The following is a 25,328-nucleotide window of genomic DNA, read 5'->3' on the forward strand; positions in this document are numbered from 1 at the left end:
ATAATGGTCTTTATATTACACAAATACTCTGACTTATGCTGCGTACAGTGACCGAACTTTTCATCTTTTCAGGTTGATAATTGAGCTGTAGTGCTTGGGCAATCGCCAAATGCACCAAATTCACGCCGCTCATGAAGGTATGTGCAATGCCACCTGATGGCCGAGAATTCACTTCCAAAATATATAACTGCTGTTGATCATTATATCGAGCCTGCATATTCACCAGCCCATCACAACCAAATAATGCAGCCACCTGTTTGGCCAACTCAATCGCTGGATCTTCAAATGTCAAACTCTGGCAGCCATTCTTTTGCTTATAACGTGCGATCGCACCATGCACCTGACCATGTACGCACAACATATCCACTGAGCACTCCAGTCCAGCAAGAAATGGCATGACCAAATACACAGGAGGCTGTTCTAACTGGCGATAACTCTCAATAAAACTTTCAGGATGCGCCTTGAATTTCATACTATTGGCAAACACATCAAAAGCATCCGCTTTAGGATCTAAATGCCAAAACCCTGAAGCAAAAACCCCTTTGGCAGGCTTGACGCACACATCGCCTTGTTGCAACCAGTCATGATATGCATCTTCTAATTGCTCGGCATTTTCAACAATGGTTGCAGGCGCGACCGCCAAGCCGTGTGTTACACAGATCTGAGTGAACAGAGCTTTGTCATTCAGTTGCTCAATCTGCTCAACCGTATCACAGCCCGCCATGAGACGGATGCCCAATTGTTCGAAGCGCTGTTTTTTCGCCAGATAAAGTTCAGCATGATGCCCAGCAATAATCAATTTGACATTGAAGCGTTGTGCCTGCTGTAAAACCCACTCGACTCGCTCTAACAAAGGCGGTTCTTGTAAAGCGATATCGGCAACAGATGTAATTTCAGGACGATCGTCTGCATGTGATGCCACCACATGAATTCGGGTATCAAACGGCGCCGTTTTTGCGGCCAAAATTAAATCACGTTGACAAGAATGCGCTTGGGTAAACCAAATCCCGATCGAATCTTCAGTAATTCCAATCTGAGCAAGATCATTCACTATTTGTGTCATACACATTCCACCATTTGCACCACCACTAAGCGGCCTCCATCCTGACGTGAAAGTAAAATTTGTTTTCCATCCAGCAATTCAACTTTTTCGCCAATTGGAATCGTTGTTTTGCTTGCCACATCCATGAGGTCAGGCAGATTTTCATTGACCAGCCACCACTGATTTTGGTGAAAAACAAAATAGCCGACACGTTTGCTTTGCTCTGCTGTTAGACGCTCGTTCGGTGCAATCAAATTATTGACATGCCACGGGTAAAGTGACTGCCCTGTCCAGACCATTAAACGATGATTATCAGGTCTAAAACTACCTTCTCGGCGTGCCGAATAGAGGTTCAGTACAGGTAACTTGCCTTTAAAGGCTGTACCACAAAATGGACATACTGGTTTTGTTGTATTATCAAATACATACCATTTTTGACTGCAATCGCTATTTAAACAAGGCTGGATCAAATCCACCGTTTTAACCAAAGCGGTTTCCCAATCATTGGCTGAAGGCCGCTGCTGCGGTTGCTGTAAACCTGTCACAAAATTTTGTAAAAACAGTTCTTTTAAATAAGGGCCTGTCACAGTGAATGGAATTTTTTCAGGATCGGCCCACGGTAAAGCACTTGGACGGACTTGACTAACTTTTACCCGATTGCTTGAATCGGTTGGATGTTCAATAAATAAGGCATTATCACCCATTGCCAGATTTTCATCGCGCTGAGGATCATTCACATCATGGACTTTGCCACCACGTAATGGATGCCGATACAGCAAATACATGTAGATCAAGACCGCCAAGGCATGGCGATCGGTCATGATATTTGGGAGATTTCGCTGTGGGTCATCTTTTTTTAAATGATTGGTTTTCACCACTTCAGGTGCAATAAAATCAGGCGTTCCGACCACATCAGGTGGATATTTACCCGGCACAACCAAACCATCAACATCAATTACACAGGCACGGCCAGTTACAGGATCAATCAAAATATTTTTGTAGGATAAATCTGAATGCGCCAAACCTGCTGCATGCATACGGCGTACAGCACGGGCAATTAAAATACAAATACGCAGATAATTCGACCAATTGCCTTTTTCTTTTTCATCTAAAAACCGATTTTGGTTATTGGCACTGGCAAACCATTTCCCTTCTTTTTCCTTACCTTTAATGCCTAAAAAATCATTATTTTTAGACCCATGTTCAAAGAAAAACTGTTTTTGGTAGGTCGGTGCTGTAATCCCCAACAAACCATTATATTCAATCAAACCATCGGGCCAGCAAAACACATTTTTCCAGTAATCCCCGCCTGCACTGTTGAAAATACCTTGCCATTTATTGCCAACAATTTCCTTTAAGCGGTCCTTCTGTCTTTCCAGCTCAGCATGTGACTGATAGAAATGGTTTTTTTCTTTGCTAAAAAAACACACCACATAAGATTTATCAGGAGAAAAATAGACATCTTTCATTGCTCCTGAGCCAATGACTTCATCAACGAATGCAACTGGCCGACCATCTAAGGTTTGACACTGGATAATCTTAGTCATGGGCAAGACCCTCCACATCCACACTCACAGGCTTATTCCATAAAATCGCCAAAGTACGATCATCATGATGCCCTGCACTAAAGAACTTTGACCATTCCAATAAAGCCTGATCTGGGTGTGGCTGCTGTAACTGTGGTTCAATTTCTTGCCATAAGGCCTGCCATTTTTCGTGGTTCGCAAGTCCAGCATCCGTTTCAAAGCGTGGATCGGAAATACCATCTGTCATCAGAATTACAGCTTCACAATCATCGTAATAGCCAATATTGACGCGACTAGCAAACTGCTGTGCAAAACTGCGATCCAAGAAACGAGTTTGCCCAGCAAACTCGCCACCATCTGGTTTGCCCATTAAACGTACTTTATCTTTGGCATATACAGCAATCGCGCCATCGCCCATCCAAAAGGTACTAATAAAGGTTTTTTGCTCGCATTGTTTAACCACAGCCACCAATAAAGTCGTGGCATAGGCCTTGGCTGCAACCTGCTTTAACTCGGCTTCCTGCTCAATGGCCTCAATGGCCACTTGAGCTGTTTTATAGAAAGTATCATGAAAATCTTTATAGATTTTCTGTGCAACAGACTTGGTCATTTCATCGTCACTGCCAACTTGCCATTGCTGCAATAAGCGATCAAGATGCGGATGATGCTGTTCGAGATAATCCGTCAGCGTTTTGGCTGCACTTTGCACTGCAAGCAAAGAACCTTGTCGAGAATAACTGGCACTGCCAGCACCGTCTGCAACGATCAATACTGACCAATCGGTCTCTGCAACTTGAGTAATCAGAAAGTCATCATCACGGAATGTACCTGCGTGTTCATGTGAGCGCCCGCGCTGGCTACAGGCAGCAAGGTTAAAGTGCTCAGTCTGGATCAATTGGTGATCACTATGTGCTTTCTGATAAGGCGCATGGATATCAGGCTCATTGACCTGCCATAAACTACGCGGATCGGCAGTAATAATAAAGGTCACCTCACCCGAAGACCATGCTTGTGTGGCTTCGTTATTTTTATACTGAAATGCCAGTTTAAATTCACCAGCTTGTAGCGGTATGCCCTGTAATTGTTGCGTTTCATCATCAAATACGATGCCTAAGTCGTCTGGAATTTTGATCGATTCTGAGCAAATCAGCACGTCCTCTTTGACTGGATATTGCATTTGGATACGGGCTTGATAGTCTTGCCCAACACGCGCATTGGGTATCTGAAAATGAGGCATTTTTTTCACCATTTTCACCTCATGATTTGATTTTCCTGAGGCATTATTCTGATTGTGGTCTGTATTATTTGCGTCGATATCTGTGATCGACTTAACTGACAGCAGCGAGGTTGTCTGGTGTGGCGTAGCGACAAAGCAATCATTTATAAAAGAAGGATCAGCTTCTGCTTCAATAGACGGGGACAAATAAAGTTCATCTAGAAAATCAAGCTGATCAACTGACTCCAATACATCCGTCTCATCAATTGAATTCTGCATCATTTGGATATGATCGAATAGCGGTTGGCTTGATTCAGCGCTATTGATATTTTCAGCTTTAGAGATGTAAACCGGCAAGCGCCCCTGCTCCAGGATGCGCTGTAATAAAGAATGCTGAAACGCTGCTGACTGTTCTAATTGAAAGCCCATCAGCTCATAAATCTGTTCAGCCAAATCATGATAGGCATTATAAATCTTCTTATTGCTTAGTAATTGATCAATAGAATTATCATCCAGTAACAGAGGATTCTGTTGAGTTTGATCTTGTAACAGCTGCTTTAATGTATTTAAAAAAACTGTCTGAACGTCAGGAGTCAAAGTTTGCGACATGGCTTTTCCTAGATCCAATTGTTAACCACGCCCTCGTTGCACATCGAAGCCGTCCATTCCACCATAGCCAAAACTGACTTGGCGACGACACCATGGACAAGTCACGTCTTCGCTAAAACCGTCATAACACATCAATTGGCCACAACCACACATGGCAAAAGCCGTTTCGGCCAAACAATGTGGACATTCTGGAGTACCTTGTAATAGCGTGGTATTGACCTGCTGCTGATGTTGGGTTTGATCAGACCAAGTAAAATAATCCTCATCAATTTTGCAGCATTCGGTTAATTGAAAATGATATAAATTCAGGTTGATATTTAAATCTTGAGGTGCTTGATACTGAATTTCACGTTCAAATTTCATTAAATAGGGTCGATTCAGCTTGCCACAGCGTCCCACAAAAGTGACACAGTTTTCATCCACCAAGGTTTTCTTGGCTGGCAAATCCTTGACCAGACGCATATAACGCTCATCGATTGGCGGTAAATGATCTTGCTGCTGTCCATCGCCAATACTTTTACTTTGTGCAACCACAGAAGCACTAATCCACTGGAAAAACTTTTTAAAGTCTTGTTCTTTCAACTCATCAAAAGCAATACAGTGTTCTGTTAATTGCTTGAGCGTTGCATAATCGACGTTTTTACCCATTCCTAAGGCAATCAGCGTACAGCGTCGTGCATATTTCTTTTGCCAACGGTAAATCGCATCTTTACATTCATCGGTCGGACGACCATCTGTAAACAAATATACGATTGGCTTCCAATCCCCTTTAATTTCTTCCGTTGTTTTAATCAAATGACGATCAAATTCATTCATCAAATGTTCTAAGGCTTTGCCTAAATGTGTCCCGCCGCCCAAAGGTAATTTCGCAGGATAATAAGCAAACACTTCCACTAACGGAACTAAAGTTCGGACAATCCCTGCAAAGGCAATAACAGAAACATATACAGTTTCCAAGGCATATGGATCTTGACGTAATTGCTGCATAATCAACTGGATGCCTTGTTGCATCTGTTGAATATTTTGCCCCGCCATCGACTCAGAACAATCCAATACGAAAAAAACAGGTAAACGGCGCATCTTCTGATTATCCTTAATGTATTCTTTATTTTATTTACAGCACCAACTGCACTTCTGGCGGCGGTGGTGGCAATGAAACAGAGCCTGAAATCCCAGCACTACTGCTTCCCACCACAACACTGGCAGACACCCACTTAAAGAATCCTGCAAAAGAGGCCGCATCCATGGTATCCAATACCACGACTTTATCAGTAAGTTGTAGCAGATGTTCCTGCTTGGCTTTTGGCCCAGCGGCACAGGCAACGATACTGGCAAAGTTTAACTGTTTTATGACAGGAATCGCTTGCTGGTAAGCATAGACATCAGACGGTGAGCCGTCTGTCATCACAAACAATAGTGGACGCCAGTCCCCTTTGACCTCATCGGTACTTTTCTGTAATTGCTGAGTGACTTGCTCAGCAAGCAACTCAAGTGCAGCGCCCATAAAAGTTGCGCCCGCACTCGGCACATCGATATCAGCCAGTTGCACTTGATCTAAGGGCGTTAAAGGCAAATAAACCTTCGCCTCCAAATCAAAGGTAATAATACTTAAATGCACACTCTCCAATGCATAAGGGTCTTGACGCAATGCACTCAACATAGACTGCAAGCCGACGTTCACCGAATGAATTGGCTCACCTCGCATCGATCCAGAGGTATCTAATAAAATATAAACGGGTAAACGGCGCATGTTGTTCTAAACCTTTCTTTAGCCGAAAATCAAATTTTTAAGCGTATTGTTTTAACCATTCTACAAATGAATCGGATTGGGAGGCCTGTCCGACTGCATTAAATTTCCATCCAGCTGATTCACGGACAAGTTCAGCAAAGAGTAATGAGCGCTGTTGATCATATTGGCCTGTGCCCGACAAATCGAAACGGACCATTTCCTTGCCTGTGGTATCCACTGCACGGATAAATGCATTTTTAACTTGACCAAAATGTTGGTTATTTTCTGCGGCTTTATAGATTTGCACCACAAAAACCACTTTTTGGTATTGTTGATTCAGGTCATTGAGCTTCACGATAATTTGTTCATCATCGCCATCCCCCGCACCTGTACGGTTATCACCGGTTAACCAGATATGTCCCGAAGAATGCTTTTGATTATTAAAAAAGATAACATCACTATTTTCTAAGGTGACATTCCCCTGCGCATCTCGCCCCAGATTATTAACCTTGCCATTACTCCCCACAAGGAAGGCAATCACATCCAGATCATATTCAGCGCTATTGCCACCAAATAATCCGCCAAGAAAGCCTTTTTTCTGTTCCTGAATATCCCAACCTAAACCAATCGTTACTTGAGACAAATTATTTTCAGTTTTACTTAAACTTATGCCTTGACCTTTATTTAAACTTACAGCCATGGTTTTACCCTCTTATTTAATCTTTATTTTGCTTTTTTTATAGTACGATGTTGACTTCAGGCGGTGGAGGTGGCAAATCGCCCAAGCCTGTGACTTCTTTTTGCCCTGCATCCACTTTCTGGCTGCCAGTTGAAATACTGGCAGAAACCCATTTAAAGAATGCTTTAATCGTATTTGAATCTGCCGTTGCCAATTCAACAACAACTTCTGTGATTTGTTTTAAAATTGAAGTATCAGCACCATGTCCCGCTGCGCAGGCCACGATCACCCCTGTTTTGACTTGTTGTAAACGTTGCAAACCTTTACGCCAATCATCTGTTGGCACACCATCAGTCATAATGAAAATCAATGGTTTCCAGTCACCTTTGACATCTGCTGTGGTTTTTGCCACTTCTTGTTCTATTTTATCGGCTAATAGCGCTAAAGCATCGCCCAAGGCTGTGGTTCCTGTGACCTGCAAATCTGGTGCTTGGAAAACAGCCAATTCAGTTAAAGGCACTAACTGTTTGGCTTGGCTGTCGAAACTGATTAAAGATAAATAGGCCGTTTCCAGCGCATAAGGATCTTGACGTAAAGTCGAAAGTAAAATTTGTACCCCATTTTTTACGGCTTCTATAGGCTCACCATGCATAGAACCTGAGGTATCAAGTAATAAATAAACTGGTAAACGACGCATTATTTTTTACCCTTATTTCGTTATGATTTAAATTTTAAGCCTAGATTACACTTTTAGCTTATCTAAATCATTACAAAGTAAAAAATAAATACTCTTCTGTCTACCTATTTCAGCTAAGGATTAAGCTTAATATTGACTAGTTCGGCATCAAAAGTATCGACCAAACTCTTAATTGTCGGCTCTTGGTGTAATAACTCGACTGCACGATGATATGCTCTTTCTTTACGCTCATTTTGCATCATTAAAGGCGTATTGGAATCCACTGCAGCATATTGCACACTAAACAGGGTTTGTGGCCATTGCGCTTTTAAAGCCTCCTCCAAACCATGCTGCAATTGCGACAACATGCCTTCATATTCTTGAGGAATCTGAAAAACAGAAGTGCCATTGATCTGTCCTTGCATCACACCATGTTGAGCTAACTCTTGAACCGCAGGTGAAAGCTGGCTGGTTCTAAACCAATATTCCCACTTCTCCAAATCCCACTCACCGTCTAAGACCTGCTCACGCAGTTTTAAAATATCTTGAGGCATCAGATCAGTTTGTTCATGAACTTGCTGTTGTATTTTAGGTGCAACGGGCTTGTCTGCAACAACACTCGGCTCCAAAACAACGACTTCAGCTACTGACTCTGATACGAGATCAAGTACTTGCTCAACTTTGGGCTGCTCCAGCTGTTCTTGAAGATTTTGCTCAACAGGAAAAACCAGCACCTCATCTGCTTCAACGATATTCGACTGAATCGTGTGTTGTTGTACTGATACATCCAATCCAATTAACTGACCGTCCTCGACATCAAACACCATGAGATGAGGATCTTGATTGCGCTGTTCAGGTTCAGGTTCAGGTTCAGGTTCAGGTTCAGGTTCAGGTTCAGGTTCAGGTTCAGGTTCAGGTTCAGGTTCAACGCTAACCGTTTCTTGCTGAACTGCAAACTGATTTTCTATCCTTAAATCCGGTACTGGCTGAAGCACTTCAGGTGCTGTAATTTGCGTAACAGGCATTGCCGTAACCGTGACTTCATTCAACGTTAACGGTCTAAATGCCAGTAAACGCAACACCGTCATTTCAAATCCTTGCTCTTGTGTCACCGCAAGTTGCAACTCAGCTCGACCTTTACAGGCAATTTGATAATACAACTGCAAATCTTGAGCAGAAATAAGTTTCGACAGCTGCAGAATTTTCTGGTTAATTTCTTCACTATATTTCAATGCAAGATCAGGCAAGTATTGCAACAATGCCAGTTCATGCAAGGTAGAAACCAATTGATCCAAAACCAAAGACACGTCTAAAGCTTGCTGTCTAAATTGTAGAAGTAGCTGACTTACTCGTGCTTGCTGATTTTGATGAATTGCCAAAATCAAATCATAAATAATGGTTCGGTCAATCAAACCAAGCATATCTTTAACATCTTGATGATGGACTGCACCTTGACCATAGGCGATTGCCTGATCTGTCAAAGACAATGCATCACGCAATGAACCTTGCGCAGATTCTGCAATTTGCCAAATCGCATCTTGATCGGCTTCGATATGCTCTTTATTTAAAATTGCTGTCAAATGTTCTGTAATTTCATCAACAGCCAAAGGACGTAAGGTAAATTGCAAACAGCGCGAGATGACGGTAATCGGCAGTTTTTGTGGATCTGTCGTTGCAAAGAGGAACTTCACATGCTCAGGTGGTTCTTCCAGTGTCTTGAGCAAGGCATTGAATGAATGCGTTGAAAGCATATGCACTTCATCGATCAGATAAACTTTGAAGCGACCCTGTGTCGGCGCATAAGGCACATTGTCGAGTAACTCGCGGGTATCCTCAACTTTGGTCCGTGACGCCGCATCGATTTCAATTAAATCAATAAAACGACCTTCATTTACCGCCTTACAAGTTGCACAAACTTCACAGGGCGTTGACGTCACGCCTGTCTCGCAGTTCAAACATTTGGCTAAAATACGGGCAATCGTGGTTTTACCGACACCACGCGTTCCAGTAAACAAGTAGGCATGATGCAAACGCCCACGTTCTAATGCGCTGGTTAAAGCACGAGAAACATGGTTTTGCCCCACTAACTCATTGAAATTACGTGGACGGTATTTTCTTGCCAGTACTTGATACATGAATGCTCCTTTTTGCGTCTTAAGCATACTGTTTTTTTGAAAGTCTGTGAATGAATCCGCTTCTAATTGATCAAGATTAAATACATTGCTGCACTTTTGATGACTATTTCCGATCTTTTCATCACATTCAGACAAGACTTGCGCCAATATTCAACTCAAGGGAGAATACGCACTAATTTATGTGTTGTTGGTTTTATTTCCCATGTCTCAATCTTTAACGGTACTCGGCGGCATTAGCGCAGAACAATTTCTTAATGAATATTGGCAGAAAAAGCCGTTGTTGGTCCGTAATGCAATGCCTGAAATTATCGGCTTATTAGAACCAGCAGATGTTCAAGAACTGGCATTGGAAGAAGATGTCACCGCTCGCTTAATCCGTCAGAAAAATAAAAATCCAAATGAGTGGCATGTGAAATCCTCTCCTTTAACCAAAGGTGATTTCCAAAAGCTGCCAAATCTTTGGACACTTCTAGTTCAAGCAGTAGATCATTATTCATTTGATATTTCAGAGCTTTGGAAGAAGTTTCCATTTATCCCTCAATGGCGCCGCGACGATATCATGGTGTCTTATGCACCTAAAGGTGGCTCTGTTGGTAAGCACTTCGATTTTTATGATGTGTTCTTGGTACAAGGCCATGGTCATCGCCGTTGGCAATTAGGTCAAATGTGTGATGAATCAACTGAGTTTTTGCCAGATCAACCGCTGAAACTTCTAGCAGACTTAGACATTCATTTTGATGAAATTCTTGCCCCAGGCGACCTTCTTTATGTCCCACCAGGTCTCGCGCATTATGGTGTGGCTGAAGATGATTGCTTAACCTACTCTTTTGGCTTCCGCATGCCAAACCTCTCAGAAATGATTGATCAAGTGAGTGATAAATTTGCAGAGAATACCTTACTCAAAAATCCATTGATCGATATTGCACGCCAGCAAACAGCACATTTAGGGGAAATTAACAGTACTGAGTTTTCATATTTAAAGACTCAATTACTTGATTATCTCACTCAGGCACCTGAATTTGATGCAGCGATCATGGCCTATATGAGTGAAGCAAGCTATCCAAACAACATTCCAGAACCTGAAGAGGTTGATGCTCATGATGTTGCCGAGATTATTGGTGCGGATTATCAAATTATTCTAGAACCCGCCTCTCGTTTGCTTTACAGAAAACAAGGTGAATCTTTAGAGTTTTGGGCAAATGGCGATACCGTTTGTGTATCAGAAGCTTTTATTCCTTTTTTGAAGCAAATTGCAGATGGTGAAAGCCTCTTGCTAGATGACCGATTTAATGAAGTTGAGATTCTAGAAGATATCACAACGTTGCTGAATACCGCCGTCGTGATGTTATTACCACCAAACGAAAACTAGAACATCCATTTTCTTGTGGATAGAGATTAATCTCTATCCACATTTATCTAAATTCCAGATCAAAAAAATAAAACCCTACTTTTTATAATGATTACATTTTAATGCTTGAATAAGAATTTTTTTTTAATAGACTAAAGCCAAGTCATTATAAAAATATTTGATATAAATCACTTTGATACTACAGCAAGGAGTCTGACTTGTGTTTAAAAAAATATTATGTTTTTCCTTTCTCGCATCCTCATTCATTCTACAAACCAGCCATGCCTGCACCCGAGCAGTTTATTTAGGCAACAATGACCATATCATCACCGCCCGCTCCATGGACTGGAAGGTTGATGTAGGCACTAATCTTTGGATTTTACCCAGTGGTGTACTTAGAGACAGCAATGCAGGGCCAAAATCTCTAAAATGGAAAGCTAAATACGGCAGTGTGATTGCCACAGGTTATGATATTTCAACGACTGACGGCATGAATGAAGCTGGATTGGTTGCCAATGTATTATGGTTGGTTGAATCTCAATATCCAGACACCAAACAATCTAAAAAACCGCAACTCAGCATTTCGGCTTGGGCGCAATATGTACTTGATAACTATGCAAGCGTTGCAGAAGCTGTCAGTGCTTTAGAAAAAGAACCCTTCGATCTGATTACTGACAGCGTGCCAGGCGAACAACGCCTCGCGACATTGCATTTATCTATTTCAGACAAAACCGGTGATAGTGCCATTATCGAATATATTGGGGGCAAGCAAGTTATTCACCACAATAAAAAATATCAAGTTATGACCAACTCACCAATATTTGATCAACAACTGGCACTCAACACTTACTGGCAACAAATTGGTGGTACAGTCATGTTACCAGGGACCAATCGTGCTGCTGACCGCTTTGCACGTGCCTCTTTTTATATCAATGCGATTCCAAAAAATGACAATCCTAAAGATGCCTTAGCTTCTGTTTTTAGTGTGATTCGTAATGCATCTGTTCCTTATGGCCTCAATACAGCAGAAGAACCGAATATTTCATCGACACGCTGGCGAACCGTTGCAGACCACAAACAACAACTTTATTTCTTTGAATCTGCAGTCTCCCCCAATGTATTTTGGGTGGATTTAAAGAAAATTAACTTTAAAGATGGTTTAACGCGTAAACTTGATCTTGGCAAAGATCAACAGAATACTTTTGCTGGTGATGCAACCAATCAATTTAAAATATCAAAACCATTTGAATTTCTTGGTCCACAACTACATCATTAACACTGAAATATTGAGTACATCCTAGAGAGTTAAAAAGATGAAAAAAACTTTAAGTTTACTGAGCCTTTGTATTGTGATGAGTGGCTGCGCGACCTTACCTGACTCTTCTGCAAACTCAACAGACAATCTCGCAACCGCAGGCTCTTTGAACTGCAAAGCCAACGAACTTTGCCCGAATGTTTTTGTTGAATGGGATAAACAACACAAAGAGCAATTAAGAGTCGAGACCGTACTCAACAGTAGCTATGATTATTATGATATCAAAAGCCTTACTTTCTTAATTGATGATAAGACTTTTACTTATCAGCCCGTTGGTCCAACGCAGCAAAAAGACATCAATCTACTGATTCCAAGACGCTCATCGAATAGCTTCATTCTGCCGAGTACATTCCTGTACGAGCTGAAAAAAGCAAAAAATGTCGAACTTTCGATCGAAACAGATAAAGGCAACATCAAACGTTCTGTCTATACCCCAAGCCAACAATCGATGCTTTACCATAATTTTATAAAGCTCATTGCAACACTACCATTGCAACAAAACAAATCTTAAAATAGAAAATTATACGATGAAAGTCAGTTATTTATTTTAACTATAACTAACTGGCTTTTATATTATGTATTTATTCAAAATAGATTCCAGAGTAAGCATTAAAAGTAGAAGCGTTGCTTAAATATACACAAACCTACAAACAAGAATAAATCTCAACATAACCATCATAATTAAATCTAAACACCCCATAAAACTAGTTATCCTTTGAAAACAATTAGATGAATAATCACGGATCAAATAAATTTAAGTTATTCTAATCTTTTATCGTATTTTAAGATTTTATTAATAGTTATTTTCTATAGATATAAACATTCATTTCAAACTCTGTACTTGAAAATACGGACAAAAGAATCATTTAAATGAATAATGTTATTTTTTCCTATGATATTTTCAAAATACCATGTAAAATCCCTGCCAAAATTGCATGATGAAATGCAACATGATGCTCTTGGCGATGGGCGAACTAGAGGCGTTGTATGTCAAAAAAAGAAGATATTATTACCACTGCATTAAGACTTTTTAATTCGCATAGCTATAACTCGATCGGTGTAGATCGAATCATTAGTGAATCGGGCGTTGCAAAAATGACTTTCTACAAATACTTCCCTTCAAAGGAAAAGTTAATTGAAGAATGCTTAGTGCAACGTAACATTAATCTCCAAACTTCTTTAAATGCAACTTTGGCAGAATGTGATCCAGAGGATCATCTTGACCAACTTAAAGCAATCTTTGGATGGTATGCAGCCTGGTTTAACAGCGAAGATTTTAATGGCTGTATGTTTCAGAAAGCGTTAGAAGAAGTGATTAAAATCTATCCTTCTACGTTGCAACCTGCTACCCAATATAAAATTTGGTTAACAGCTTTAATTGAAAACTTATTGAAAAGTTTGGATATTCGTAACCCGACTCATCTTGCAACATTGATTGTCAGCATTTTAGATGGTATGACGATTCAAGCCCATGTCAATAAGCACTCAGTTGAAATGGATGAATACTGGAAACGCGTTGAGCACTTAATCAGTTTTGAAAAAGCTTTGGCATAAATACAAAATATCCCTTTATAAATAAAGGGATATTTTTTTATTAAAAGTGTTTGAAAAATCAGGTATCATTGCATAAAAAAATAAAGCGTGATTTATAGTTATTATTGTGGCTCACGCTTGCGTCTGAGTGTAAAAAGAATAATAAATATTATTACCCTCTGGCGGTTGCACTTTCGCACTTCCGATCCTTCTTATGCAGACAGATCGTTCTGTCTTGTTTCTCATTATATATGTTTTTTTGTAAAGCACAATCTTTTTTTTAGTTTTTTATATTCGTTAATTATATTAACCACTTAATTTTATTATTTAGTATTTTTAAAGAATAAAGCAAAGGATATCGAATCTTAATGGCGTCAAACTGGATATAAATCTCTCAAAACCACGATAATGTGAATTTAATCACGAATTTCACTCAAACAACCGATTAATCAACAGTATAACACCTTCTTATTACTTTTACTGATATACATTTTCATTAAAAACCATTGCAATTATTCAGTTTTACTACAATTTTTTCATTGCGTGACTTTATACTAGCCTCGGCTGTAACCTAGAGAGTATATGCATGCAAAAGGATTTCGAGATCGACGCCATGAGAGAGTCAGCTGGTACAATTGTGACTGTACTGAAATCTCTGGCAAATACTGATCGTTTAATTATTTTGTGTCATTTGGCTAAACAAGAACTTAATGTTTCACAAATTGAAGAATTAACCCAAATCTTCCAACCTACGCTTTCACAGCAATTGATGATGTTAAGAAAAAGTAATGTTGTTTCTACCCGTCGCGATGGCAAACAAATTTTTTACTCAATTTTAGATCCAAAGTTGCAAGTGGTTTTGAATACGCTGTATGAGCATTACTGCCCTCAGGCATAATTCTCAAAAAAAATTCAACCGTACCCTCTTTAGCATTTTTTCTGCATAATATATATAAATTTATGATTTAGACTATTGCGCATGAAATTGCTAAACCTAAACCTATCTAAACTTTTTCCTGCGCGAAAATGGTTAAGTCGTTATCAGCTTTCCAGCCTAAAGTCTGATCTGATTGCAGCCTGCATTGTATTGGCTATGTTGGTACCACAAGGTATGGCTTATGCAATGTTGGCAGGGCTTCCGCCAATTATGGGGATATACGCCAGTATACTACCCATGATTATCTATGCCTTTACAGGAAGTAGTACCACCCTTTCGATTGGTCCTGTCGCCATTATTTCGATGATGGTATTTACAGCACTTGACCCACTATTTGCTGCTGGATCAACTGCCTATATCGAAGCTGCTTACTTATTAGCGCTACTTGTCGGGATCATTTCTCTGCTTTTAGGTTTATTGCGTTTCGGTTTTCTTATTCAGCTTATTAGTCATCCTGTTATTCAAAGCTTTATCATTGCATCCGCGTTACTGATCGCCTTAGGACAATTTAAGTTTTTACTGGATATCCCGTTACAAGCAGGCAATATTCCTGAGTTTTTACTGAGCTTATCTCAAAACTTGCACCAAGTGACTTTGACAGGCATAAGCTTTGGGCTAATTTCTGTTTTACTCCTGTTTATGCTTCCAAAACTGATTCGGTCCAATTTTCTGAACAAAATATTACCTTTATTACTGGTTTTGCTCTCTATCGCGGTCATCACCTTTATTGGAAACGATGATCAGGCAATCAAAACAGTTGGAGTCATCCCAACAGGCCTGCCCAATTTTCATTTCCCAACATGGAACACTGAGCTGATTCTGCAACTACTCCCAAGCGCATTTATGATTGCAATGATTAGCTTTGTAGAATCGCTGGCCATTGCGCAAGCCACAGCACTACAAAAGCGCGATGACTTAGACAGTAACCAAGAACTGATTGCTTTAGGCTTAGCCAATATTGCTGCGGGATTTAATTCCGGTTTTGCAGTCTCTGGTAGCCTATCTCGTACGGTTGTCAACGCTGATGCGGGAGCGAAAACCCCGATGTCTGGTGTTATTTCATCTTTATTGATGATTGCAGTCAGCCTTTACTTTACAGGCTTCTTTCAAAACCTACCACTCGCTGTATTAGCTGCCACAATTTTTGTTTCTATCTGGAAGTTGATAACACTGACTCCATTTATTGAAACATGGAAATATTCAAAAGCTGACGGACTGGCAATGTGGGTTACCTTTTTTAGTGTAACCTGTATAGATATTTCAACAGGACTGATCATTGGTATTGTACTGACCTTTATTCTACTGCTTTGGCGTATTAGCCGCCCTCATATTGCTGTTATTGGTTTAATTGAAGGAACTCAACACTTTAGAAACATCTCAAATTACAATGTCATTACAACTCCAACTGTGGTTTCTTTCCGTGTTGATGAAAACCTTAACTTTTTAAATGCCCATGTTCTGAAAGGTTATGTGATTACAGAAGTTAGCCAGAATTCGCTGTTGCGACATGTTGTGATCAACTGCTCAAGCATTAGCAATATCGATCTCAGTGCATTAGAAATGTTAGAAGACCTAAATCGAGAATTAGCTCAGCTGACTATCCAATTACATTTATCCGAAGTGAAGAGCCCTGTTATGGAGCGACTATGTAAATCCCAGCTCAAAAATGAGCTTACAGGCCAAATATTTTTATCACATTATCAAGCAATACAAACACTTTCGCCTGAAATGCTTGTAGAATGAGCAGCTTTTATTGGATTTTTTTTATACAAAAGGATGTATCATGTTTTCATAATTATTTTTAAAAAACATTGTGTTAATTTTTTCGGTATTTTTAAAGTAATTGAATTGCAAAAAAAATTTTATTATTCACGGTTCTTAGGTATAGAATACCGCGCTTGTTTAACCTTAAACCGTGCATAGGTTTATAAGGCCTTTATATGTTTAATGTACTGTCTCGCTTGAGCTTAGTTAGCAAAATTATTATCGCTATTTTTTTAGGGATTGGCGTCGCTTTGCTCTTTCCTAACTTTACACCCTACTTAAGTTTATTGGGTGAATTATTCATTAAAGCATTAAAGTCTGTTGCACCGATTTTAGTTTTTGTTTTAGTTCTATCTTCAATTGCAAATTTCCAGATTGGTCAGAATTCAAATATCAAACCTGTACTGGTTTTATATGTAGTCGGGATGTTACTTGCCGCATTCAGTGCAGTAACTGCAAGTGTTTTGTTTCCAAGCCAACTGTTTTTACATTTACCGGCAGAAACAGGCCTTCAAGCACCAGGTAGCCTTGCAGAGATTCTAAAGAATTTACTTTTAAGTTTTATTGCAAACCCTGTTCAAGCAATTGGTGAAGCCAACTTTATTGGTATCTTGGCTTGGGCAATTGGTTTAGGTCTGGCTTTACGTCATAGCTCTGACACGACCAAGCAAGTTTTGACTGATGTGGCTGGAGCAGTCAATAAAATCATTCATACCGTGATTGGTTTTGCTCCGATTGGTATTTTTGGTTTAGTTGCAGTGACATTTGCAAGCGAAGGTCTAGCAACACTGACCAGTTATGCCCACCTATTAGCGGTTCTAATCGGCACAATGCTGTTTGTTGCACTGGTGATTAATCCAATTTTGGTTGCGATTACCATGAAGGCTAACCCATATCCTTTAGTCTTTACCTGTTTAAAAGAAAGTGGTATCACCGCTTTCTTTACCCGTAGTTCAGCTGCCAATATTCCAGTAAACCTAGATTTGGCTCAGCGTTTAGGTGTCAATGAAGCAACTGCAAGCGTATCAATTCCATTGGGTGCGACTATCAATATGGCAGGTGCAGCAGTCACGATTACGGTACTTACCCTTGCTGCTGTGCATACACTCGATATTCCTGTCGACTTGAGTACCATGATTATTTTATCGGTGGTTGCAACGGTTTCTGCATGTGGCGCTTCAGGCGTTGCAGGTGGGTCTTTATTGTTAATCCCTGTTGCTTGTAGTTTGTTTGGTATATCATCTGAAATTGCCATGCAAATTGTTGCGATTGGTATGATTATCAGTGTATTGCAAGATTCAACGGAAACAGCATTGAATTCATCGACAGATGTATTATTTACCGCTGCTGTTGATTTTAGAGACCATCCAAGATCATAGGTTGCTATGCCACTTCAACGTTTACCTAACTGGATTCAACTCGGTGCTTTCTTCCTTGCACTGAATGCAGGAATGGTAAACGTTTTGGGCTTATTTACAGTCCTACATCAGTCCGTTTCACACATGACAGGCAATGTCAGTATGTTAGCAATGAGTTTGCTTGACTGGCAGCCTGAGCATTTTATCTACCTCAGTCTGGTTATCCTTTGCTTTGTGATTGGCTCTTTTTATAGTGGCTTAATCCTTGGCAATGGCAGCGTTGCATTTGGTCGACGTTATGGCTTGCCGCTTAGTTTAGTCGCGATCTTTCTGGTTCTCACTTGGCTCTTACTGCCTTATTTCCCGCGCTACGGCCTGTTATGGGCCTGTGTTGCCATGGGCGTACAGAATGCCATGGTGAGCCACTACAAAGGTGCAATTATCCGCACAACGCACTTATCTGGCGTCCTGACCGATATCGGTTTAGCATTAGGTTATAAAGCACGTGGCTTAAAAGTAGAAAAACGCCGTATTTTTCTGCATCTTCTCATCTTTATCGGTTTTTTATGTGGTGGACTTATTGCGAGTCTGCTTTATCCTTATTTAAACTTACAGACCTTTCTCATTCCAGCAGCATTAAGCTTAGCAATGAGTGTCGCCTACTGGATTTTCTATTTTCGTTCTTCATCAAACTCAAATTTGGATTGAATTATGGTTAAAAATGCATTGCAAGCTCAATTGTTAAAAGCGGGCTTGGTTGATAATAAGAAAGCAAAAAAATTAACGAAGCAAGCACAACATGGCCAACGTACTGGACAAAATGATGATGCGGCATTGAAAGCTGAAATCGACCGTGCCAAACAAGAAAAACTAGCCAAAGACCAAGCATTGAATCAAGAAAAGCAAGCTGTACTGGAAGAGAAAGCCCTAAAAGCTTCGATCATCCAGATGATTAAACATCATAAAGTAAAAGAAATTGAAGGTGACGTAACTTATCAATTTATTGATGAGGGCAAGATCAAAAAAGTCTATCTTTCACAGCAAGTGTATAATGCCCTTGTTTCAGGTTCACTTGTGATTGCCAAAGATCAAGACAGTTACGCTTATTTACCTAAAGCGCTTGCGGAAAAAATTGATCAAAAAATGCAAGGTTTTATCTTGATAAATAACAATACCGAGAAAAATGATCAAACTACCGATGAGGAAGATCCATATGCAGCATATGTGATTCCTGATGATCTAATGTGGTAAATCATCCAACAGTTATGTAAAGACGCCTTTACAAATCGTATATAAACTGTGATCAAGTTAATATAAAACACCATTACACCTTACAATTCCCGCTCAAAGAATTTATAAGGTGTTTTGGGTTTGGATTATTTAAAGTATTTGCGTAGTGAGTTAAGCCATTACCCATGGCTAGAAACAGCGATTGCATTCATCATTTTGATTTTGTTTGCGGCACTTGCCAACTTTATTGCGAAAAGAATTATCGTCCGTGGTATTCGCCATTTAGTTACAAAATTTAAATCTCCAAATCAATCAATTTTCGCACAACATAGTGTGACTCAGCGTTTTGCCAATATCGTCCCTGCGATTGTCATCATGAATGGCATTACCACGATTCCACATCTACCAGAGAAATTCATCAGCTTTGTACAAATGGGTGCGCAGGCTTTTATCTTCCTGACCCTAGCACTTACTGTCAGTGAAGCGCTGAATATTTTTAACTTAATTTATCAACGTAATCCCAAGTCTAGAAATAAGCCGATTAAGGGCTATCTGCAACTTGTTAAACTGATCTTATTCGTTGTTTGTGGCCTCATGATTTTGGGAACCTTCTTAAAAAAAGATGTGTTTACCCTACTTGCAGGCTTCGGTGCAATGGCTGCGGTATTGATGTTGGTGTTCCAAAATACCATTCTTTCTTTGGTTGCCAGTGTTCAAATCGCTTCTTATGACATGGTTCGTATTGGTGACTGGATTGAAATGCCATCTTTAAATGCAGACGGCGATGTCATTGATATGTCATTACATACGGTGACCGTACAGAACTTTGATAAGACGTTTACAACCATTCCAACAAACAAACTGGTGACTGACACCTTTAGAAACTGGCGTGGGATGAGTGAGTCTGGCTGCCGTCGCATTAAACGTTCACTGTTCCTAGATCAAAGCAGTGTTCACTTCATGTCTGATGCCGAACAACAAAAGCTCAAAGACTTCTTGTTACTTGATCAGTACCTCGATGCTAAGAAATCTGAAATTGAAGAGTTCAACAATCACTTGAGTAATCAGTCTCAGTATAATCAACGTCGTTTAACCAATCTTGGGACGTTCCGTGCTTATGTTGAATTTTACTTACGTCAGCATCAAGGGATTGCCCAAAACCAAACTATTTTGGTACGTCAAATGCAACCAACCAGTGAAGGCTTACCATTAGAAATCTATGCATTTACCAATACCATTGCATGGGCTTCGTATGAAGCAATTCAGTCTGATATTTTTGATCACTTGATTGCAATTATTCCTGAATTTGGCTTGAGAATTTATCAAGCACCATCAGGTCACGATTTTCAGTTACTCTCTACTGAACAAACCGATAAAGCCTAATCTAGCTCAATAAAAAAGCACCGTCAGGTGCTTTTTTATTGATTGATCTCAAAGTACTTCTTACACCCTTGCATCCACTCCGCTGATACTGGTGGCTCTTTTGGGTTTTCTGTATTTGCTAATTCACAATCTGCTGGATTGTTTAATCCATTGTCTCTCGGAAAAAAATAACCATAATAGCCATCACTATTCTTCTGATAACCACCCGTTTTTTTATAATCCCAGTAGAAGTAACTGGCAAAAGCCAATGCCATCCCTAACATGACAAAGAGCAATCCTTTTAAACTCATCCATCGCTCTAAATTGATTTTTCAACATTATAAACAAATTTATTAAACATTTAGGGATAAGTTTTACTTCTAGAAAAGAAAATGGCGCATAAAAAAGCCCCAATCAAATTTGGAGCTTTTTACGGTCTTTAGGAATCAGTCCCACTCTAGCTGAAACTGAATATTGGTATTGGTAAAATTAGGATTTAAGAAAACTCTATAACCTGCTTCCTTTAATTCAGTTACAACAATATCCGCATCTTCGCTACTGACTTCATGTTTTGAAAATTGTTGTAAGGCATCTCGATCACCGTCACTGGCTCTTAATTTAATCGTACTGGAAATTTTTGAGAGAATTTTATCTACTGTTAACTTTTTAACATTTGCATTAGAAATTGCAGTCGCTCGTGATGCAGGTAACAAAACTTCTTCGTTCACCGTATTCCGCCTGTAATATCAGAATAAGAAAAAAATTATAATATGTTCTATTTCCAGTTTTTCAAGTCCATAAAGTCAACTAAACGACAGATTTTGGCGCGCAAATACAAGAATAACAATTTTATGAGCTAAATAAGCAAATGGAAGTACTTTGACTCGCCTACTGACTTCTGATCAGCGGCTTCATTTGCACATTTTTCTGTGGTGGAATAACCATCTGAACGCGTTTATTCGAGCTACCACGAGCCTCAACATCACCTATGGTTAAATTATATCTTAGCGTTTCACCTGAAATACTGGAGCCATCCATGATAATGGATGCATTACCTTTTAATACAATTTCAGTTGCTGAAGTGCTGTACTCAACGTGGTTGGCCTTACCATAAACCATTCCCTTTTCTTCACTCACTTTTTGCTGAAATCTGACAGGGCTTCCCATAAGCGCAAGTTGATAAGGCTGGCCATTTTTCAAAGTTCCTATGGCTTTAGCCGCTTGGATATCAATCGTACCTTGTTTAATTTGGATATTAGAAGCCGAAAAGGAACTTTGATTTGGGCTATAAAGCGTATCTGTAGCTTCAATATAAATCGACTGCTGAAAGTCAGACTCAAGCGCATAAATATATGTACTGCACATCAAAATTGATGTAATCGAAACAATTTTCTTCATCATGATATTATTTTAGATCAATGCATTTATAAACGGCTGATCTTAGCACAAGATGAGATTAATTCTTATTTGAAATAATTAAATGAGCGTAAATACTGACTCTAAATATGCGAAAATTCCTGATGGGTAAAAATAAGAGAGGAAAATCTCCTCTCTAAGCCAGTCTATTGACAATTGATATCCAGTTTTTCAGCATAATAATCAGTCGATACTTTTAAATCAGACATCAACTTCTCTTTGCTATAGTCCTTAGGTGCAAGTTTTAGTAAAGCAGGAATATACTTTGATTCATATAGATTAGGATAATCTTTGCAAAGTACACGTGTCTGCTCTTGTTTTGGTGTATCTGGATTATCCAAGATGTCCATGTATTCGGAGATTTTATTGTCCACGACTTCAAAACTTTCTTGCGCCTTCTCACTTTTAACTTCAGGCTGCTTGTTACAACCAACAAATAAGATGGAGATTAAGCCTAGAGATAGAATTCTGATTTTCATAACAATGCTGCATACGATAAATTCATAGAAATCCGCCATTGCGGGTCATTTGTTCTAATTTATCATTAAAGTACGACACCGCAGATATCTTTTGTACCAGTTGGGTAAGAAAAATTTAACAGTGTATGATCAAAAAAAAATTCTATGGATGTTCCGCCAGTACTCACTTCGTGATTCAAATCATTCTATTAAAAAATTAGGTAAATGATGAAAATAGAAGTGGCTTTTAATTTAAAAAACCACTTCCAGTCTAAGTATTAATTATAAATAAATCTCAGGTGGATACGGCGTATCATCGCTAATTGGCGTATACAGTGTATTTTCGACAAAGAATCCATTCGGTGCCTGTACAGTATCAATCGTCACAGAATCCTGCATCACTTGCGGATAGGCCCAGATAAACTGCTTCATCAGTCCTAAAGGATTATTATTCTTCATATCTCCAAATACACGCTGCCAAATTGGTGTTCGATAAGGCTTAGTCTTATCAAATCCATAGAGGTGAGCAATTGAGGAATCAGGAACAAATCCTGCTAAATAAGCCACTTTATCAGCTGGGTAGTTCAAATCTTGTGTAGGAATCTCTGAAACCGCCTGATGAGCCAAGCCTAAACGCGCTTCCAAAATCCAGTCATAGGCTTCCGTCATGATATAATCGAAATTCGGATAACTATAGTGCTCACTTGGATAATTGATATCTGTCGCCAAGGTTTCAATCGGTGTGCGAATCGTTGGAAAGAAAATCAGTGGACACACTTTTGCTGTTGGATACTTGGTTTTAATCACTATACGAATATCTCGACATGTCTGTCCTAGTTTATTGCGTAACCAAGCCTTAAACTCATCATATGGTGTGCCTGTTTTATTTACTGCATCATAAATCGTGCCCAAGTCTGGTGCATACAATCCCGTGTCTGCGTTAAATGCCAGTTTAGTTGGATAATCATAGACACATGGTAAATCTGTACCCTGATTATACCACCACCAAGGTTCACCAATTTGCATATTTACAGGGCAGCCGCCTACAGCCATCGTATCAGCAAACTCAATAAACGCTTTATGTAGATAAGCAAGTGCATTTTGATCACACGGGCTAAAGAAATAACTTGGCGGTTCATACCCCGTACGGCCTAAATTACTATTCCAATCGCGCTGTGCCCAGAATTCATTTGCGCCCAATGAGTACATTTCAAAACTGACACCAAATACAGGCTGCATCCCAGCATTTTGCAATGCTTGAGCAAAACGCTCATGCCATTTACGTGTACATGGATTTACAACAGATTGATTGGTCACCAACGTATCTGGAATTTGCCATTTATTAATACTACTGTTCCAAGACATTTCAGGATACTTTGACATACCACAATAATGATTGATCAAACCGTGATAACCCAAAGCCTGCATATTATCGACCAAGCGCTGTGGATTCAGATCATAATGGTCATCGTAGCTGGTACAGATGCCGTAGTCATGTTGTGGAACAGAAACGCGCTTGAGCGTAAGTTTGGCATTTGGCCCTGTGGTTACCGAATTCGTTAAACGAATATAGCCATCTTCGACTTGGGCTAAAGGCTGGGTAGAATGCCCATTATAACTGCTCGTAAAACCTGAAAACGAAATTCGCTGAATGTTGGTGACAGGAAAAGACTCTGTTGCTGAAAACCCCGCTTTGACTGTATTCCAATTGATATGAATATGTGCCGAGCGAGATGCTGGCTGATTTGCATAGTTAAACAAGACAATGTAAGCAACCTTGTCCTCACCATTGGCTTTGTATTGCACAGTAAGTGTCGGTGTTAATGTTGGATTATTTAACATTGGCATAGATGCCGAGAGTTCAATATCAAAATCCCAAATCACACCGCTGTAATCATATTTAGTTTCATAAGCCAAAAACTTATGATCTTTCGCATCATATGAATCCCAAATAATCCCTGCAAGATCGGTTGTGGTACGTGAGCGAAATGATGCTTCAAAGCCATTCCCATAATTGGTAATTGCAAACGACATGGTCTGTGGACCATCAATGCGCCAGTACTTTGGACTAAAACGATTAATCATTGAGGTTTGGATGCTAATTCCGGGAGTTGTTTTTAAATTTTTTTGTTTATATTCAAAAGTATTTGTCATTTTTTTAAATGCTCTCATTAATCACTGAATCTTTATCTTAAGCGATCGTGATTTTTTGACTGTTTGCATGAGTAAGGATTGATCAAAAAGTACGCATTTATTTCGACTTTATGTAAAGCTAAACTGAATCAGATCAATAAAAAAGCTCATCTTGTGACGAGCTCTTTTATTGCAAAAACGGATTCTTAGAAATTGTAACGAATGCCCACTTTATAAGTGATTCCATCTAGATCTAACACATCAGACGCGGTGCTCTCACAAAAATAACCTGTACATGCATCGTCAAAGTTTTCGATGTACAGCCATTTATATCCAAGTCCCACATAGCCTGCAATATCCTTTTGAATATAGTGACCTAATTCAAAATCAATCGGCAAAGTTACATAACGCAGTTTAGTATCATAGTCATCTGCATCAAGCCATGCATAACCAATACCAATACTTGCATTCGCATAAGTATTATTTTGATTATAAAATTTATAGCCACCTTTAACATTGATTTCAGTGCTGTGCCAATCTGAACTTTTTTGGTAATTCAATCCAAATGTTGTACTTAAGGTATCCAAGGCTGTAAATGTAACGCCTGTACCAAAGCCATTTAATTTCTCATGACCATCAATCGCATCCGACTGCAATCTAGAGCCATAATATTCTGCAAATACAGAAGTCTGAATTCCGCTGCTCGTCTCACTACGATAATTCTGATCTATGGGTTGGACTGTACGCTGTCCAAGCTCTTGAGGTGTCCCATAATTGACTTGTAAAGGTGTATCTGCCCACCCATTTACGCCCATGAGAGATACTGCTACTCCCATCACCCCGACAAATATTTTTTTCATCC

24 protein-coding genes are annotated in these 25,328 nt (G+C 39.6%); 10 read left to right on the forward strand and 14 right to left on the reverse strand.

Features of this window, described 5'->3' with window-relative positions; translation table 11 throughout:
• Positions 1 to 10: 10 nt before the first annotated feature.
• From WA352_RS14180 to dnaX, 8 genes are all read right to left on the reverse strand, one after another.
• Complete coding sequence (locus WA352_RS14180; RefSeq protein ID WP_033133007.1) at positions 11 to 1,063, reverse strand: ATP-grasp domain-containing protein; 1,053 nt, start codon at positions 1,061 to 1,063, stop codon at positions 11 to 13.
• Complete coding sequence (locus tag WA352_RS14185; RefSeq protein ID WP_033133006.1) at positions 1,060 to 2,589, reverse strand: helix-hairpin-helix domain-containing protein; 1,530 nt, start codon at positions 2,587 to 2,589, stop codon at positions 1,060 to 1,062. Before WA352_RS14185 ends, WA352_RS14180 begins: the two co-directional genes overlap by 4 nt.
• Positions 2,582 to 4,393 (reverse strand): PP2C family serine/threonine-protein phosphatase, encoded by a 1,812-nt coding sequence (locus WA352_RS14190; RefSeq protein ID WP_033133005.1) that lies wholly within the window; start codon positions 4,391 to 4,393, stop codon positions 2,582 to 2,584. The genes WA352_RS14185 and WA352_RS14190 overlap by 8 nt, the downstream gene beginning before the upstream one ends.
• A gap of 21 nt (positions 4,394 to 4,414) precedes the next feature.
• Positions 4,415 to 5,473, reverse strand: a complete 1,059-nt coding sequence (locus WA352_RS14195) for a TerY-C metal binding domain-containing protein (protein WP_033133004.1) — start codon at positions 5,471 to 5,473, stop codon at positions 4,415 to 4,417.
• Between the two features lie 34 nt (positions 5,474 to 5,507).
• Positions 5,508 to 6,143, reverse strand: a complete 636-nt coding sequence (locus WA352_RS14200) for a vWA domain-containing protein (protein ID WP_005203233.1) — start codon at positions 6,141 to 6,143, stop codon at positions 5,508 to 5,510.
• A 37-nt stretch (positions 6,144 to 6,180) separates the two neighbouring features.
• A complete protein-coding gene (locus tag WA352_RS14205) occupies positions 6,181 to 6,822 on the reverse strand; it encodes a TerD family protein (RefSeq protein ID WP_005203232.1) in 642 nt (213 codons plus the stop codon).
• Between the two features lie 37 nt (positions 6,823 to 6,859).
• The gene (locus WA352_RS14210) at positions 6,860 to 7,498 is read right to left on the reverse strand and encodes a vWA domain-containing protein (protein WP_005203231.1); all 639 of its coding nucleotides are present in this window, start codon (positions 7,496 to 7,498) and stop codon (positions 6,860 to 6,862) included.
• A 113-nt stretch (positions 7,499 to 7,611) separates the two neighbouring features.
• Positions 7,612 to 9,612, reverse strand: a complete 2,001-nt coding sequence (gene dnaX, locus WA352_RS14215) for a DNA polymerase III subunit gamma/tau (RefSeq protein WP_336142971.1) — start codon at positions 9,610 to 9,612, stop codon at positions 7,612 to 7,614.
• A 202-nt stretch (positions 9,613 to 9,814) separates the two neighbouring features.
• Here dnaX and WA352_RS14220 point away from each other — a divergent pair, with 202 nt between their 5' ends.
• From WA352_RS14220 to WA352_RS14265, 10 genes are all read left to right on the forward strand, one after another.
• Positions 9,815 to 10,981, forward strand: coding sequence for a JmjC domain-containing protein (locus WA352_RS14220; RefSeq protein WP_033133003.1), 1,167 nt, complete (start codon positions 9,815 to 9,817; stop codon positions 10,979 to 10,981).
• A gap of 199 nt (positions 10,982 to 11,180) precedes the next feature.
• Positions 11,181 to 12,236 carry a linear amide C-N hydrolase gene (locus WA352_RS14225; RefSeq protein ID WP_004807638.1) on the forward strand — a complete coding sequence of 352 codons (1,056 nt, stop codon included), beginning with the start codon at positions 11,181 to 11,183 and terminating at the stop codon, positions 12,234 to 12,236.
• A gap of 37 nt (positions 12,237 to 12,273) precedes the next feature.
• Positions 12,274 to 12,786 (forward strand): hypothetical protein, encoded by a 513-nt coding sequence (locus WA352_RS14230; RefSeq protein WP_336142974.1) that lies wholly within the window; start codon positions 12,274 to 12,276, stop codon positions 12,784 to 12,786.
• 476 nt (positions 12,787 to 13,262) lie between these two features.
• Positions 13,263 to 13,829: a TetR/AcrR family transcriptional regulator gene (locus WA352_RS14235; protein ID WP_004807643.1), complete on the forward strand. Its 567-nt coding sequence runs from the start codon at positions 13,263 to 13,265 to the stop codon at positions 13,827 to 13,829.
• Positions 13,830 to 14,394: 565 nt separating this feature from the next.
• Entirely contained in the window at positions 14,395 to 14,706 is a 312-nt protein-coding gene (locus WA352_RS14240) for an ArsR/SmtB family transcription factor (protein ID WP_004807645.1), read from the forward strand.
• A gap of 81 nt (positions 14,707 to 14,787) precedes the next feature.
• Entirely contained in the window at positions 14,788 to 16,488 is a 1,701-nt protein-coding gene (locus tag WA352_RS14245; RefSeq protein WP_336142977.1) for a SulP family inorganic anion transporter, read from the forward strand.
• 197 nt (positions 16,489 to 16,685) lie between these two features.
• Positions 16,686 to 17,888, forward strand: coding sequence for a serine/threonine transporter SstT (gene sstT / locus WA352_RS14250; RefSeq protein WP_005316023.1), 1,203 nt, complete (start codon positions 16,686 to 16,688; stop codon positions 17,886 to 17,888).
• Between the two features lie 6 nt (positions 17,889 to 17,894).
• A complete protein-coding gene (locus tag WA352_RS14255) occupies positions 17,895 to 18,575 on the forward strand; it encodes a YoaK family protein (protein WP_005203216.1) in 681 nt (226 codons plus the stop codon).
• 3 nt (positions 18,576 to 18,578) lie between these two features.
• Positions 18,579 to 19,118, forward strand: coding sequence for a DUF2058 domain-containing protein (locus WA352_RS14260; protein WP_005203213.1), 540 nt, complete (start codon positions 18,579 to 18,581; stop codon positions 19,116 to 19,118).
• 120 nt (positions 19,119 to 19,238) lie between these two features.
• On the forward strand, positions 19,239 to 20,480 hold the full coding sequence (locus WA352_RS14265) for a mechanosensitive ion channel family protein (RefSeq protein WP_005316027.1): 1,242 nt from the start codon (positions 19,239 to 19,241) through the stop codon (positions 20,478 to 20,480).
• A 35-nt stretch (positions 20,481 to 20,515) separates the two neighbouring features.
• On the opposite strand, the gene WA352_RS14270 is transcribed toward WA352_RS14265, so the two are convergent.
• The 6 genes from WA352_RS14270 to WA352_RS14295 all read right to left on the reverse strand — a co-directional run bounded on the left by WA352_RS14270 (position 20,516) and on the right by WA352_RS14295 (position 25,326).
• Positions 20,516 to 20,770, reverse strand: a complete 255-nt coding sequence (locus WA352_RS14270) for a hypothetical protein (protein WP_005316029.1) — start codon at positions 20,768 to 20,770, stop codon at positions 20,516 to 20,518.
• Positions 20,771 to 20,905: 135 nt separating this feature from the next.
• Complete coding sequence (locus WA352_RS14275) at positions 20,906 to 21,187, reverse strand: hypothetical protein (RefSeq protein ID WP_004653154.1); 282 nt, start codon at positions 21,185 to 21,187, stop codon at positions 20,906 to 20,908.
• A gap of 160 nt (positions 21,188 to 21,347) precedes the next feature.
• The gene (lptA, locus tag WA352_RS14280) at positions 21,348 to 21,860 is read right to left on the reverse strand and encodes a lipopolysaccharide transport periplasmic protein LptA (protein WP_033133289.1); all 513 of its coding nucleotides are present in this window, start codon (positions 21,858 to 21,860) and stop codon (positions 21,348 to 21,350) included.
• A gap of 161 nt (positions 21,861 to 22,021) precedes the next feature.
• On the reverse strand, positions 22,022 to 22,354 hold the full coding sequence (locus WA352_RS14285) for a hypothetical protein (RefSeq protein WP_032882365.1): 333 nt from the start codon (positions 22,352 to 22,354) through the stop codon (positions 22,022 to 22,024).
• Positions 22,355 to 22,615: 261 nt separating this feature from the next.
• Positions 22,616 to 24,487, reverse strand: coding sequence for a non-contractile tail sheath protein (locus tag WA352_RS14290; protein WP_033133290.1), 1,872 nt, complete (start codon positions 24,485 to 24,487; stop codon positions 22,616 to 22,618).
• 185 nt (positions 24,488 to 24,672) lie between these two features.
• A complete protein-coding gene (locus WA352_RS14295) occupies positions 24,673 to 25,326 on the reverse strand; it encodes a hypothetical protein (protein WP_005316037.1) in 654 nt (217 codons plus the stop codon).
• Between the last annotated feature and the right edge of the window lie 2 nt (positions 25,327 to 25,328).

The organism is Acinetobacter sp. 102 (assembly GCF_037028485.1).
Classification (GTDB): Bacteria; Pseudomonadota; Gammaproteobacteria; order Pseudomonadales; family Moraxellaceae; genus Acinetobacter; species Acinetobacter higginsii.